Below are 13,770 nucleotides of genomic sequence, written 5' to 3' on the forward strand. Positions count from 1 at the left end.
AGCACGCCATGGAGACATTCGACTACCTGATCGTCGGCGGCGGCTCCGCCGGCTGCGTCCTGGCCGGCCGGCTGACGGAGGATCCCCGCGTCACCGCCTGCCTGCTGGAGGCGGGCGGCGACGGCACCGACCGGCTCATCCGCATCCCCGCGGGCGCGGTCGCCATGGTGCCCACCCGCTACAACAACTGGGCCTTCGAGACCGTGCCCCAGCCGGGCCTGGGCGGACGCCGGGGCTACCAGCCCAGGGGGCGCGCCCTGGGCGGCTCGTCGGCCATCAACGCCATGGTCTACGTGCGCGGGCATCCCGTCGACTACGACGGCTGGGCCGCGCAGGGCGCCGCCGGCTGGTCCTTCGACGACGTGCTGCCCTACTTCGTCCGCAGCGAGCGCAACCAGCGCCTGGACGGCCCCCTGCACGGCCGCGAGGGACCGCTGTGGGTCTCGGACGCGCGCACGGACAACCCCTTCCACGAGGCCTTCCGCCAGGCGGCGCTGCAGGCCGGCTACCCGCTGAACGACGACTTCAACGGCGCGCGGCAGGAGGGGCTGGGCGTCTACCAGGTGACGCAGCGGGACGGCGAACGGTGCAGCGCCGCGCACGCCTACCTGCTGCCTCACCTGGGGCGCCCCAACCTGAAGGTCGAGACCCGGGCGCGGGCGCACCGCGTCCTGTTCGACGGCGCGCGCGCCGTGGGCGTGGAATTCCGCCAGAACGGCGCGCTGTGCACCCTGCGCGCCCGGCGCGAGGTGCTGCTGGCGGCCGGAGCGCTGCAGTCGCCCCAGCTCCTGATGCTGTCGGGCATCGGCCCCGGGGACGCGCTCTCCCGCCTGGGCCTGCCCGTGCGCGTCCACCTGCCCGGCGTGGGCGGCAACCTGCAGGATCACCCGGACTTCGTGTTCGGCCACCGGACGCGCAGCCTGGACACATTCGGCCTGTCGTTCCGCGCGGTCCCGCGCCTGCTGCGCGAGGCCTGGCGCTACCGCCGGCGGCGCCGGGGCGCGCTGACGTCGAATTTCGCGGAATGCGGCGGCTTCCTGCGCTCGGACCCCGCGCTGCCCGCGCCCGACCTGCAACTGCACTTCGTCGTGGCCCTGGTCGAAGACCATGCCCGCACCCTGCGCCCGGGCCACGGCGTGTCCTGCCACGTCTGCCTGCTGCGGCCGCACAGCCGGGGCAGCCTGGGCCTGCGCAGCGCCGACCCCGAGGCCGCCCCCCTGATCGATCCAGCCTTCCTGGCCGACCCCCGGGACGTGGACGGCCTGGCGCGCGGCTTCCGCATGACGCGGCGCCTGCTGCGGGCGCCGGCCCTGGCCGCGCACCTGGGCCGCGACCTGTACACCGAAGGCGTGGAAAGCGACGAGCAGATCCGGGCCGTCCTGCGCGCCCGCGTGGACACGGTCTACCACCCGGCGGGCACCTGCCGCATGGGAACGGACGCGCTCGCCGTGGTGGACCCCCGGCTGCGGGTGCATGGCGTCCAGGGGCTGCGCGTGATCGACGCCTCGGTGATGCCCACCCTGATCGGCGGCAACACCAACGCGCCGACCCTCATGATCGCGGAAAAGGCGGTCGACCTGATCCGCGCCCCGGACCCCGGCTGACCTATTTCTTCAGTTCGACGATCCGGTACTGGCCGCCGGCGCGCTCGGCCGTGAATTCGACCCGGTCGCCCACCGCGATCCCGGCCAGCAGCGCCGGATCGACGTGGTAGACCAGGGTCATGGCGGGCAGATCCAGCTTGTCGATGGCGCCGTGGCGGATGGCGATCTTGCCGGCGGGAGCGTTCACCCGCACCACCTCGCCGCTGGCGCGGGCCTGGACGGGCTCCGCCGCGCGCGCCGCGCCGGGCAGGCTCCAGGCGCCGGCCGCCGCCAGCGCCAGCGCGCCCGGCGACACGGCCGCCCCGCCCGCCACGGGCAGGGCGCAGGCGAGCGCCAGGAACCGGGTCCGCAAGACACGAAAACGCATGGGCTAAACTCCTGTCTGTTTCCCCGGCGACACGTCGCCGGGGCGTTCCCAGCATACCGCGAAACAGAGAAGAATCCCTTGCCCGCTCCCGCCCCCGTCCCCGGTTACGACCTGCGGCCCGCCGCCGAATCCGACATCCCGGCCATCCACGCCCTGATGCGCGAAATGGCCGAATTCGAGAAACTGACCGACATCTTCCAGGCCACGCACGACAGCCTGCGGCAGAGCTTCTTCGGTCCGGAACCGGCCGCCCGCTGCCTGGTCATCACGACCGCCGGGGACCCGGCCACGGCCATCGCCTACATCATGTGGTTCCACAACTATTCCAGCTTCCTGGACCGGCGCGGCCTGTACCTGGAGGACGTGTACATCACCCCCGCCCACCGGGGACGCGGCCTGGGCGGCTGGGTGCTCAGGCACCTGGCGGCGCTGGCCGTGGAACTGGGCTGCGGCCGCTTCGAATGGGTGGTGCTGGACTGGAACCAGAACGCCATCGATTTCTACAAGCACCACGGCGGCGAGATCCTGGACGACTGGCGCGTCGTGCGCGTCACCGGCGATGCCCTGCTGCGGCTCGCCGGCCAGGCCTGAACCGCCCCTTCCAGCATCCTCATCGGGAGCCTTCCATGTCGATCCGCGTCTCCATCGTATCCACCCGCACCGGCGACGACGGCACCACCGGCCTGGGCGACAAGACCCGCGTGCCCAAGGACGCCCCGCGCATCGCGGCGCTGGGCGACGTGGACGAGCTGAACAGCGCCATCGGCCTGTGGCGCGCCGCGTCCCCGCCCGCCGAAGTCGACGCCCTGCTGGGCCGCATCCAGCACGACCTGTTCGACCTGGGCGGGGAACTCTGCATCCCGGGCTGGACGGCGCTGAAGGACGATCACGTCCTGCGTCTGGACGAGGCCCTGGGGTACTACAACGCCGAACTGGGTCCGCTGCAGGAATTCATCCTGCCCGGCGGCTGCCCGGCCGCCGCGCACGCCCACATGGCGCGCACCATCGCCCGCCGGGCCGAGCGGTCCGTGGTGGCGCTGTCCCGCCAGGAAACGGTGAATCCGCCCGTGCTGCGCTACCTGAACCGCCTGTCGGACCTGTGCTTCGTGCTGGCGCGCTACCTGAACCGCGCGGCGGGCGTGCCGGACATCCTATGGGAGCGCGACGATCAGCGCTGATCGTCGGAATGCACCTGCAGCGCTTCCAGGAAGCGCGACACCATGTTGTAGGCCGCGACGGTGGCCGTCAGCTCGACCAGTTCCCGGTCCGGGAAATGCCGCCGCACGGCCTGGAACACGGCGTCGGGCACCTGCACGGTGCGCGTCATCGCGTCGGCGTAGGCCAGCACCGCCCGTTCGCGCGCGTCGAAGCGGTCCGCCGGGATCTCGTCCAGCGCCAGGGCGTCGAGCTGGTCCTGCCGCAACCCCTCGCGCAGGGCGATGGGCGCGTGCTGGTCGGCCTCGTAGGGCGCGCGGTTCAGGTGCGCGATGCGCATGATGACCAGTTCGCGGATCGCGCCGTCCAGGGCGCAGCGGTGGCGGATGGCGGTCAGGTAGTTCAGCCAGCCTTCGGCCGCCGGGGGGCTGTGCAGCAGCATCTGGTACAGGTGCAGCACGCTGCCGCGCTCGGCGACGATGCGATCCGCGAGCGCGGCGGCCTCGCCCCGACTCAGGTCGGCGTAGTCGATTCGGGCCATGAAGGTCTCCGTGGGGTCTGCGTGGGGTTTCCGTGGCGCCTCCCGGCCGGCGGACCGGAGGGAGGGAAAGAAGAACGGCCGGGCGCGCGCGTCATGCGCGGACGGGCAGGACCTGGCGCACCGTGCGGTCCAGGCGGGCGACGATCTCGTCGATGTCCGCCGCCGTGCAGATGAAGGGCGGCGCCAGCAGCACGTGATCCCCGTGGACGCCGTCGACGGTGCCGCCCATGGGATACATCATCAGGCCGTTTTCCATGGCCTGGCGCTTCAGGCGCGCGTGCGTCTTCAGGGCCGGGTCCAGCACGGACTTGTCGGCCCGGTCGCGCACGAATTCCACGCCCACGAACAGGCCGCGTCCGCGCACGTCGCCGACGTTGGGGTGATCGGCGAAGACTTCGCGCAGGCGCGCCCGCAACTGTTCGCCGCGCGCCAGGACGTTGGCCAGCAGGCCGTCGCGCCGGATCACCCGCTGCACCGCCAGGGCGGCGGCGCAGGCCGTGGCGTGGCCCATGTAGGTATGGCCGTGCTGGAAGAAGCCGCTGCCATTCACGATGGTGTCGTAGACCCGGCGGCTGGCCAGCATGGCGCCGATGGGCTGGTAGCCCGCCCCCAGGCCCTTGGCGATGGCCAGGATGTCCGGGGCGACGCCATCCTCGGCGCAGGCGTACAGGTGGCCGGTGCGCCCCATGCCGGACATGACTTCGTCCAGGATCAGCAGCACGCCGTGCCGGTCGCAGACCTCGCGGATGCGGCGCAAATAGGTGCGCACCGGCGGCAGCGCGCCCGCGGTGGCGCCGACCACGGTTTCCGCCACGAAGGCCGCGACCCGGCCCGCGCCGATCTCCAGGATCTTCCGCTCCAGCTCATCGGCCAGGCGGGAGGCGTATTGTTCCTCGGTTTCGCCGGGCCGCTGGTCGCGGTAGGCGTAGCAGGGCGAGACGTGATGCGCGGGCGCCAGCAGCGGCAGGAAGGGCTGGCGCCGCCAGGCGTTGCCGCCGATGGCCAGCGCGCCCAGCGTGTTGCCGTGGTAGCTCTGGCGGCGGGCGATGAACTGGCTGCGCTCCGTCTCCCCGCGTTCGACGAAATACTGGCGGGCGAGCTTCAGCGACGCCTCGATCGCCTCGGACCCGCCGGACACGAAATACACGTGGTCCAGATCGCCCGGGGCCTCTTCGGCCAGGAAGTCCGCCAGGTCCTCGCAGGCCTGGGTGGTGAAGAAGGACGAATGGGCATAGGCCACCTGGTCGAGCTGCGCCTTGATGGCGGCGATCACGTCGGGATGCCCGTGCCCCAGGCAGGACACGGCCGCCCCGCCCGAGGCATCCAGATACTCGCGGCCGTCCTGGTCGAACAGGGAAATCCCCTGGCCGCGCACGGCGCGCTTCAGCGTATGCTGGGGATTGCGATGGAATACGTGGGTCATGGCATGGCTCAACAAATGTTTCTCATATCATAGATCACGCAACGTATAATTCAAATCCTGGCCAATCAGTTTTTTCGTACCTGTCATGTCGGCACCACACTCGCTGGACGAACTCACCCGCCACATCCAGTCCCGGTATCCGGACCTCAGCCCCCAGTTCCAGGCGGGCGCACGCTACCTGATCGATCATCCGACCCAGGTCTCGACGCTGTCGGCGCGCAAGCTGGCCGCCCTGGCCGGCGTGCAGCCGGCCACGCTGGTGCGGCTGGCCCAGCACCTGGGCTACGCGGGCTGGGACGCCCTGAAGACCGTCTTCACCCAGGAGCTCCACCCGCCGGGCGCCTACGCGGCGCGCGCGCTGTCCCTGGTCCACCGGCCGGAATCCGACCAGGCCGCCTGGCAGGCCACCATCCAGCAGCAGGTCCTCGACCTGCAGGCGCTGGAACCCGCCAACCAGGCCGCCATGACCCGGGCGGTGGCCCTGCTGGCCGGCGCCGGGCGCATCGTGATCGCCGGATTCCGGTCCTGCTACCCGGCGGCCTTCAGCCTGCGCTACCTGTGCAGCCTGTTCCGCCCCGACGTGCACCTGCTGCACAACACCGGCGGCACCCTGAGCCTGGACACGCACCACCTGCGGCCCGAGGACACCGCGGTCCTGATCGGCTACGCGCCCTATTCCCGCGAGCTCGTCGAACTGGCCGAGGCGCTGCGGCCCCAGGGCTGCCGCGTGCTGGCCCTGTGCGACAGCCAGCTCGCGCCGATGGCGCTGCACGCCGACTGCGTGCTGACCTTCTCCACCCAGGGGCATTCGTTCTTTCCGACCACCGTGGCCCTCCAGGCGCTGGTGGAAATGCTGGCCCGGCAACTGCTGGTCCACCACGGCGAATCCGCCCTGGCCGAACTGAGCCGCACCGAGGCCCGCCTCCACGCCTCCGGCGCCTACCGCTGAACATTCCATGAGCGACGAGTCTTCCATGCCGACCGATCCCCGCCCGCCCGAACTGCACTGGGTCGAGGCCCGCGGTTCCCACCACGACGTCGGCCGCGCCCTGGGGCGCTGGGGGGCCGAGGCCTGCCACCGCCACCTGGTCCGCTCGGAAGCCTGGGCGCAGGTCATGGCCTGCCGCGGCCGGCCGGAGATCCCGGCCATGCGGACGCTGCTGCGCCAGGCCTTTCCCTGGATCGAGGACGAACTGGCCGGCCTGGCCGAAGGCCTGGACCTGCCGCCGGACGAGGTCTTCCTGTGGAACTGCCGCGGCGACCTGTGGGCGCTGGCGCCGGACGGCTGCACCACGGTGCTGGCGCCGCGGCGCCTGAGCCACAACGAGGACGGCGATCCCGGCTTCGCCGGCGCCTGCGGCCTGGCCGAGGTGTGGCCGTCCGGCGCGCCCGCCTTCGTGTCCTTCGTCTACCCGGGCTCGCTGCCCGGCCACACCTTCGCCGTCAACGAAACGGGCCTGGCGATGACGGTCAACAACATCCGCGCCCGCCGGACCGGGGCGGGGATGCCCCGCATGGTCCTGACCCGCGCGCTGCTGGCCGCCGGCTCGGCCGGCGAGGCGGTGTCGATCCTGCGGGCGCACCCGCGCATGGGTGCGTTCCACCTGGGCCTGGGGCAGGCCGGGGAATCGCAGACCTGGAGCGTGGAATTCAGCCGGGCGGCCGTGTCCGTCCGTCCCGTGGCGCGGGCTCCGCTGCTGCATGCCAACCATGCCGTTCACGAAGCCCAGGACGACCTGCCGCAGGTGATCACCGCCTCGTCGGCGCACCGCCAGGCGCGCGGCGAGGCCCTGCTGGCGCAGGGCGCGGAAGCGCTGGCGATCCTGGCCGACACGGGCGACGCCGCCGAACCGATCCTGCGGCGTTCGCCCGGCGACACCGACCAGGAAAACACCCTGGCCACCGCCGACATCGACCTGAACGAAAACACGGCCCGCTGGGCCGTGTACGCCCCCGGCGCGGCCGAACCGCACTACCGCTTCGAGGGATTAAACAGGACATAGGCCAGTCCCTGCGGACTGACCTATGCCTGGAGAATCCGAGCCGCTTGCAAGCGGCGAGGCGGAGAGATGCCGCAATCCGAAGCGGGCGCCTCGCGGGGGGCTTACTTCGCGCGGCTGACCATGTATTCCACGGCGGCGCGCAGGGTCTCGTCGTCGGCCTTGGTGCCGCCGCGCGCGGGCATGGCGCCCTTGCCGTGCGTCGCCACGTTCATCATCTCATCCATGCCCTTGGCGATCAGCGGCGCCCACGCCTGCTTGTTGCCCAGCTTGGGCGCATTGGCCGCCCCGGTGCTGTGGCATGCGATGCAGGCCGACTTGTACAGTTTCTCGCCCTTCTTCAGATGGTCGCCGCCATCGGACGCCATCGACAGCGCCGGCAGCACGGCCAGGGACAGGGCGATCACGCTCGTAATCTTCAACATTTTTTGTCACTCTCCGGAGTCGGGACGGCCGCCAGGCCGTCCCGGATACTATGGTTTATTTCTTGATGGGGCTGGGAGCCACGACCTGCTTCATCAGATCGTCGTTCCACTTGCCTTCGACCTTCACGTGGCCGGCGGCGCCCAGTTCGAACGCCTCGATCAGGTTGTGGTTGACGTAGGCGTAGACGCCGGGCTGCTTGAAGGTGTACATCATCACGCCGGTCGTACCGCCCGGGATGAACCAGGTTTCCAGATTGCGTTCCGGCTTGTTGATGAACTTGCCCGTGGCCCAGACGTAGTCGCCGTGGCCGCCGATCAGGTGGGGCCGGGTGTCGCGGTTGGCCGTGGAATGGACGAACAGCACGGTTTCGCCCACCTTGGCCGTCAGCGCGCCTTCGCCCATCAGCGCGCCCTTCTTGCCGTTGAACACGATGTGCGACGGGATCAGGCCGCGCATCACTTCGGTGGTGTCGCCGTAGCTTTCCAGGGCGGTGTCGTATTCCTTGTAATTGCCGTTCTCATCCTTCGGGATGTACAGGTCGAATTCGCCGATGGTATAGATCTTGTCGTAGTGCAGCGGCTTGCCGTCCTGATCCTTCAGGCCGTCGCGCGGCAGCACCATCAGGGTGCCGCTCATGCCGGACACCACGTGCCAGGGCACCATGCCTTCGGGCGCGCAATGGTAGATGAAGGTGCCGGTGCGGTCCGCCTTGAAGCGCAGCACGACCTGCTCGCCCGGCTTGATCTTGGTCAGCGCGCCGCCACCGAGCGCGCCGGTGGACGCGTGGAAGTCGATGTTGTGTTCCAGCGCATTGGAGGTCGGGTTGATCAGGGTGAGCTGGACGTAGTCGCCCTCATGCACCACCATGGTCGGACCGGGCATGGAGCCGTTGAAGGTCATGGCCTGCATCGTCGTGCCGTTTTCTTCGTCGATGACGATCTTCTTTTCTTCGATGGTCATCGTGAACTCGACCACGCGCGGCTTGGCCTTGGTCGCCTGCTCGTGCTCCATCACATGGGGCGGCGCGACGAGCACGGGCTTGATGTGCTCCAGCTTGTCGGCGGGGTCGGCCAGCGCCGCGCCCCCGGCCAGCAAGGACGCCAGAGCGGTGGCGGCCATACACAGACGAAATACCTTCATATTCAACTCCCTGATTTGATGTGTCGTCTTGTTTCGACGTTGCCATCTTGTCATGCCCTGGGTTAACCCTCATTGCGCTGGATCAAGCCGATTCAGGCAACGTTCAGACTTCATGGAAAGTGTTGATATGTCGCAAACATTCCCGGCCGCCGGCGGCGCGTCCCAGCGCCGGCGGCGGCCCGTCGCGATCATTCTTCCCGCACTAGGCGGAAGCCCAGGTTGGACGGCGGCAGGCCGATGGAGCAGGCGCCGTTGCGCGGATCGCGGATGAAGTCGGCCATGGCGGCGATGTGGGCGCCCGCTAGGATGCGCACGCCGCAGTTCTCGCGCGGCGCCAGCGGCAGCGCGCCCACGCTGTGGCTGGCGAAACAGGTGTCGGTCCATTCCCAGACGTTGCCGCCCATGTCGCTCACGCCCAGGGCGTTGACGCCGAAATGCCCGAAGGGCTGGGCGGGCTTGATCCGGCCCCGGCTGCGGACGATCTCGCGCTCGTACTCGGCCAGCCAGCGCACGGCGGGATCGGCGGGGTCCGAGGGCAGGGCGCCCTCTTCACGATAGCGGTCGGCGGCGGCGCGCACCCACTCGGCGTAGACGGGCAGCCGCCAGTGCTGGCCGGTTTCCCGCGACAGCCAGGCCGCGTAGGCGGTGGCGTCGGCCCAGCTGACGCCCACGGCCGGCAGGTCGGGCGAGTCCAGGTCCCTGAAACCCTTGTCCAGGCGCTTGCAGGCGCCCGCCTGCACGCAGCGCGCATATTCCGCCTGGCTGACCTGGCGGCGCATGATGACGAGGCCGTCCGCGACCCGGCCCTGGACGCGGGGCGCATCCACCGGCCGTCCCTGGTCCAGGAATTCGCCGGCCGCCTGATAGGTGAATTCGCCGCCCGGGATGGGGACGACGTCGATGGGGGCGATGGCGGCGGCTCCGGCCGCCGGCGGCATGCCCGCCCCGAGGGCCAGCAGCGTCGCCAGCAGGCCGGCGCGCGCCGCGCGGCTCAGGCAAGCGACAGGGGAGGATCGGGACAGCGGCATGAGGGGGACTCCGTTTCGGATGACCCCTTCATTGGAACGCAGGAGCGGGCTCCCGCGCCTTGTGGTGCGTCAATGAGACGCCGGATCAGCACCCCCGCCACTGCGGCGGACGCTTCTGCATGAAGGCGTCGATGCCTTCGCCCACGTCCTCGGCCAGCATGTTCTCCGCCATGACGCCGGCCGCATAGTCGTAGGCCTGGTCCAGAGGCAGGCCCAGCTGCCGGTAGACCATGGCCTTGCCGATGCGCACCGCCACCGGGCTCTTCGCCAGGATGGCGTCGACCAGCCCTTGCACGGCCCGGTCCAGTTCGGCGTCGGGCACGGCATGGTTGACCAGGCCGCGCTCGGCGGCCTGGCGGGCGCCGATGAACTGCCCCGTCACCAGCATCTCGAAGGCGTTCTTCAAGGGCACATTGCGCGTCAGCGCCACCGCCGGCGTGGCGCAGAACAGGCCGACGTTGATGCCGGACACGGCCAGCCGCGCGCTTTCGGCGGCCACCGCCAAGTCGCAGCTGGCCACCAACTGGCAGCCGGCGGCGGTCGCGGTGCCGTGGACCCGGGCGATGACCGGCACGGGGCAGCGCGCGATGGACTGCATCAGCCGGCCGCAGCGGCCGAACAGATCGCGGTAGTAATCGCGGTCGCCGGCGTGGCCGCGCATCTGCTTCAGGTCGTGGCCGGCGCAGAAGGCGCGGCCGTTAGCGGCCAGCACCACGACCCGCAGGCCGGTGTCGTCCATGCAGGCGTCGAAACGCGCCTGCAGCGCCGCCAGCATTTCCTCGGACAGCGCGTTGAACTGGTCGGGCCGGTTCAGCGTCAGCGTCAGGACACCGTCGCGGCGTTCATCCAGCACCGGATCGTTCGAGGCTTGCGTCATGTCGTGCGTCTCCTTGATGGCAGGCGGCCGTCCAGGCCGCCGAAAAGATCTCCGCCAGCCGGTTCCCGGTCGCGACCAGGTCGGACTCGATGCCGCAGGCCCGCAGATCGACCGTCTGCAGGCCTTCGTAGCCGCAGGGATTGATGCCGAGGAAGGGATCGAGATCCATGGCCACGTTCAGGGCCACGCCATGATAGGCGCGGCCGTTGCGGATCTTGACCCCCAGCGCGGCGATCTTGGCCAGAGCGTCGCCCCGGGGCCGCGCCAGCGCCGACTGGGGCACGTAGATGCCGGGGGCGCCGGGCTTGCGGCAGGCGCCCGCCACGCCCAGCCCGGCCAGCAGGTCGAGCACGGCCTGTTCGAGCAGGGAGACGAATTCCCGGACGAAGACCCCGTGGCGGCGCAGGTCCACCAGGGTGTAGAGCACGACCTGGCCCGGTCCGTGGTAGGTGACCTGCCCGCCCCGGTTGCAATGCACCACCGGGATGCCGTGCGGGTTCAGGATGTGTTCCGGCTTGCCGGCCTGGCCCAGGGTGTAGACCGGCGCGTGCTCCACCAGCCAGAGCTCGTCGGGAGTGTCGTCGTCGCGCCGCTCGGTGAAATCCTGCATGGCCTGCCAGACCGGCAGGTAGGGAGCGGGTCGGTCCAGCCAGCGCGCCTGCATGACCATATGGCGGCCCCGCGCCTACAGCACCACGGACACCATCTCGTGCCCGTGCAGGGCGCGGTACAGCGCATCCAGCTGCTCGCGCGAGACGACACGCACCGTCAGGGTCAGGCCCAGGTAATTGCCGCTGGCGCTGGGACGGATTTCGATGGTGGATGGATCGAAGCCGGGGTCGAAGCCGAGCGCCACCTCGGCCATGACGCGCGCGAAATCGTCGTGCGCGCGCCCCATGACCTTGATCGGAAAGTCGCAGGGATAGGTGATCAGGGAATCTTCGGGACGGATCGGTTTCATGTCGCCATTATTCGAACAACAGGCGGATCTTGTCCAGCAGCCGGCCGAAGAACCCGGCCTCGTCCACCGAATGCAGCACCAGCAGCGGCCGCTGTTCCAGTTCCTTGCCGTCCAGGCTGATCACCAGCGTCCCGGCGCGGGCACCCTCGGTCAGGGGCGCCATCAGCGGCTGGGTGTAGCGGGCCTCGGTCTTGATGTCGTCGGCGCGGCCGCGCGGCACCGTCACCCACAGGGCCTCGGGCAGGCCCAGTTCGGCGGTTTCGGTCGCGCCTTCCCAGACCCGCGCGGACACGGCCGGCTTGCCCTTGTCCAGCAGCTTGACCGTGTCGAAGTTCTTGAAGCTCCAGTTCAGCAGCTTCAGGCTGCTTTCGGTGCGGGCGGCATCGCTGGCCGCGCCCACCAGCACCGACACGACGCGCCGGCCGTCGCGCAGCGCCGTGGCCACCAGGCAGTAGCCCGCCGACTGGGTGTGGCCGGTCTTCAGGCCGTCGACGGTGGAATCGGCCCACAGCAGGCGGTTGCGGTTGCTCTGCTTGATGTTGTTGTAGGTGAATTCCTTCTGGCTGTCGTAATGCCGGTACTGCGGGAAGCGCTGGACCAGTGCCCGCGCCAGGATCGCCAGGTCCTCGACCGTGGTCATGTGGTCGGGATCGGGCAGGCCGGGGGCGTTGGTGAAGTGCGTGTGCTTCATGCCCAGGGCCTTGGCCTGCTGGTTCATGAGCGCGGCGAAGGCCGATTCGCTGCCGGCGACGGCCTCGGCCAGCGCCACGGTGGCGTCGTTGCCCGATTGCACCAGCATGCCCTGCAGCAGGTCGTCCACCGACACGTCCGTGTTCGGGTTGACGAACATGCGCGAGCCCTCGGTCTTCCAGGCCTTTTCGGAGATGTGGACCTTCTGGTCGAGCTTCAGGCGGCCGCTTTCCAGCGCCTCGAAGATCACGTAGGCGGACATCAGCTTGGTCAGGGACGCCGGCTCGACGGCTTCCTGGGGATTCTGGGCCGCGATGATCTGGCCGCTGGTGGCGTCCAGGGTCAGCCAGGCCTTGGCGCCGAGGGTCGGGGCGGGAATGTTGGACAGGCTGCTGACCATGTCGACCCCGGCCGGGGCCTGGGCGGCCGCCGGCGCGGCGGCGGGCGCAGGCGCGGGGGCCGCCTGGGACCAGGCCGCGCCGGACACCAGCAGCGAGCAGGCCAGCGCCAGGGGCGCCAGGCGGGAACGACGGAGGAGCGGCGTGAAGGCATTCATGGGCATGAGCGGCGGAAAGATTGGGTGATGAACGACAAGCGCCCATTATAGGCAGCACGAAAAACCGTCACGCCCGCGCGGCCCGGCCAATTCGAGACAAAACGCAAGCAACTGAAACGACATGCCCCCGGCCGCGCGGACGCGATTCCGGCGGCACGCCGGGCCCGCGGCCGGCTACAGCCCGGCCAGCCCGGACTGGACGATCCGGCGCAGGATCAGCAGCTTGCCGTGGAAGAAATGGCCGGCGTCCGGCACGACCGTCATGGGCAGCTGATGCGCCCGGGCGAAATCCATGCCCTCGGACAGGGGCACGACCTCGTCGTGCTCGCCGTGGATCATGAGCGTGTCGGGCGGCATGGCCAGGGGCCGGTGGCGGAAGCGCTCGACCGCGCAACCGATCAGCATCAGGCGGGCCGGCAGCGGCAGGCCCCGGTCGGCCAGCTCGGCGTACAGCTGGGCGGCCACCGCCGAGCCGAACGAGAAGCCCGCCAATATCCAGGGCCCCGAGGACGCCTGCGGCCAGGCCTGGAAGACGTGCTCGACGACGGCCGCCATGTCGGCCGTTTCGCCGACCGCCCGGTCGAACACCCCCGCCGACGCGCCCACGCCCCGGAAATTGGGGCGGATGGCCAGCAGCCCGTGCTGCACGCAGGCGCGCGACACCGTGGTGACGACCTTGTTGTCGCGGGTGCCGCCATGCAGCGGGTGCGGATGCAGCACCAGCGCCCAGCCCGAAGGCGCGTCTTCCGGGTGATCCACGGTGTACTCGATCAGGCCGGCCAGCCCCTGGCACGTGGCTTGTTCTGTGCGTAAACTCATGGCTGCTAGGGAACCTCAGAATAAGTCGAGCGGAAAGCGGACGCTGCGGATCGGGATGGGATGCAAGGCGCGAACCGCAGCCATAGCCGTAGCTATGGCGAGGATGAGCAACGCCGCAGACCGCCCGAGTCCGCAGTGTACGCGACGTGAGGACTTGTTCAGAGGCTCCCTTGGATTCTCCAG

At 70.1% G+C, this 13,770-nt stretch carries 16 protein-coding genes; 5 read left to right on the forward strand and 11 right to left on the reverse strand.

What is annotated here, in order from left to right:
* Positions 1-8 precede the first annotated feature (8 nt).
* Positions 9-1,604: a GMC family oxidoreductase gene (locus ACFO27_RS04280; protein ID WP_376816159.1), complete on the forward strand. Its 1,596-nt coding sequence runs from the start codon at positions 9-11 to the stop codon at positions 1,602-1,604.
* A gap of 1 nt (position 1,605) precedes the next feature.
* Here the strand turns inward: ACFO27_RS04280 and ACFO27_RS04285 are convergent, their stop codons facing one another.
* Positions 1,606-1,971: a copper-binding protein gene (locus tag ACFO27_RS04285; protein WP_376816160.1), complete on the reverse strand. Its 366-nt coding sequence runs from the start codon at positions 1,969-1,971 to the stop codon at positions 1,606-1,608.
* A gap of 156 nt (positions 1,972-2,127) precedes the next feature.
* Here ACFO27_RS04285 and ACFO27_RS04290 point away from each other — a divergent pair, with 156 nt between their 5' ends.
* Together ACFO27_RS04290 and ACFO27_RS04295 are read left to right on the forward strand one after the other, a co-directional pair.
* Positions 2,128-2,562 (forward strand): GNAT family N-acetyltransferase, encoded by a 435-nt coding sequence (locus tag ACFO27_RS04290; RefSeq protein ID WP_376816410.1) that lies wholly within the window; start codon positions 2,128-2,130, stop codon positions 2,560-2,562.
* A 35-nt stretch (positions 2,563-2,597) separates the two neighbouring features.
* Positions 2,598-3,149: a cob(I)yrinic acid a,c-diamide adenosyltransferase gene (locus tag ACFO27_RS04295; RefSeq protein ID WP_376816161.1), complete on the forward strand. Its 552-nt coding sequence runs from the start codon at positions 2,598-2,600 to the stop codon at positions 3,147-3,149.
* Here ACFO27_RS04295 and ACFO27_RS04300 read toward each other — a convergent pair.
* Together ACFO27_RS04300 and ACFO27_RS04305 are read right to left on the reverse strand one after the other, a co-directional pair.
* Complete coding sequence (locus ACFO27_RS04300; RefSeq protein ID WP_376816162.1) at positions 3,140-3,667, reverse strand: carboxymuconolactone decarboxylase family protein; 528 nt, start codon at positions 3,665-3,667, stop codon at positions 3,140-3,142. The two genes, ACFO27_RS04295 and ACFO27_RS04300, sit on opposite strands and share 10 nt — an antisense overlap.
* Positions 3,668-3,758: 91 nt before the next feature.
* On the reverse strand, positions 3,759-5,090 hold the full coding sequence (locus ACFO27_RS04305; RefSeq protein ID WP_376816163.1) for an aspartate aminotransferase family protein: 1,332 nt from the start codon (positions 5,088-5,090) through the stop codon (positions 3,759-3,761).
* An 85-nt stretch (positions 5,091-5,175) separates the two neighbouring features.
* On the opposite strand from ACFO27_RS04305, the gene ACFO27_RS04310 reads away from it, so the two are divergent.
* Together ACFO27_RS04310 and ACFO27_RS04315 are read left to right on the forward strand one after the other, a co-directional pair.
* Positions 5,176-6,039 carry a MurR/RpiR family transcriptional regulator gene (locus tag ACFO27_RS04310; protein ID WP_376816164.1) on the forward strand — a complete coding sequence of 288 codons (864 nt, stop codon included), beginning with the start codon at positions 5,176-5,178 and terminating at the stop codon, positions 6,037-6,039.
* 25 nt (positions 6,040-6,064) lie between these two features.
* Positions 6,065-7,093 (forward strand): C45 family autoproteolytic acyltransferase/hydolase, encoded by a 1,029-nt coding sequence (locus ACFO27_RS04315; protein WP_376816165.1) that lies wholly within the window; start codon positions 6,065-6,067, stop codon positions 7,091-7,093.
* Between the two features lie 101 nt (positions 7,094-7,194).
* On the opposite strand, the gene ACFO27_RS04320 is transcribed toward ACFO27_RS04315, so the two are convergent.
* From ACFO27_RS04320 to ACFO27_RS04355, 8 genes are all read right to left on the reverse strand, one after another.
* Positions 7,195-7,515, reverse strand: a complete 321-nt coding sequence (locus tag ACFO27_RS04320) for a c-type cytochrome (protein WP_376816166.1) — start codon at positions 7,513-7,515, stop codon at positions 7,195-7,197.
* Positions 7,516-7,570: 55 nt separating this feature from the next.
* Complete coding sequence (gene nirK, locus ACFO27_RS04325) at positions 7,571-8,635, reverse strand: copper-containing nitrite reductase (protein WP_376816167.1); 1,065 nt, start codon at positions 8,633-8,635, stop codon at positions 7,571-7,573.
* 209 nt (positions 8,636-8,844) lie between these two features.
* Complete coding sequence (locus ACFO27_RS04330) at positions 8,845-9,684, reverse strand: formylglycine-generating enzyme family protein (protein ID WP_376816168.1); 840 nt, start codon at positions 9,682-9,684, stop codon at positions 8,845-8,847.
* Positions 9,685-9,769: 85 nt separating this feature from the next.
* Positions 9,770-10,561 carry an enoyl-CoA hydratase gene (locus ACFO27_RS04335; RefSeq protein WP_376816169.1) on the reverse strand — a complete coding sequence of 264 codons (792 nt, stop codon included), beginning with the start codon at positions 10,559-10,561 and terminating at the stop codon, positions 9,770-9,772.
* Positions 10,527-11,231, reverse strand: coding sequence for a lipoyl(octanoyl) transferase LipB (lipB, locus tag ACFO27_RS04340; protein WP_376816170.1), 705 nt, complete (start codon positions 11,229-11,231; stop codon positions 10,527-10,529). The genes ACFO27_RS04335 and lipB overlap by 35 nt, the downstream gene beginning before the upstream one ends.
* A gap of 15 nt (positions 11,232-11,246) precedes the next feature.
* The gene (locus tag ACFO27_RS04345) at positions 11,247-11,522 is read right to left on the reverse strand and encodes a DUF493 family protein (RefSeq protein ID WP_376816171.1); all 276 of its coding nucleotides are present in this window, start codon (positions 11,520-11,522) and stop codon (positions 11,247-11,249) included.
* Positions 11,523-11,529: 7 nt separating this feature from the next.
* Complete coding sequence (locus ACFO27_RS04350) at positions 11,530-12,774, reverse strand: D-alanyl-D-alanine carboxypeptidase family protein (protein WP_376816172.1); 1,245 nt, start codon at positions 12,772-12,774, stop codon at positions 11,530-11,532.
* Positions 12,775-12,942: 168 nt separating this feature from the next.
* Positions 12,943-13,587, reverse strand: a complete 645-nt coding sequence (locus ACFO27_RS04355; protein ID WP_376816173.1) for an alpha/beta hydrolase — start codon at positions 13,585-13,587, stop codon at positions 12,943-12,945.
* Positions 13,588-13,770 lie beyond the last annotated feature (183 nt).

This window comes from Castellaniella denitrificans (assembly GCF_042653765.1).
GTDB lineage: Bacteria > Pseudomonadota > Gammaproteobacteria > Burkholderiales > Burkholderiaceae_B > Castellaniella > Castellaniella denitrificans.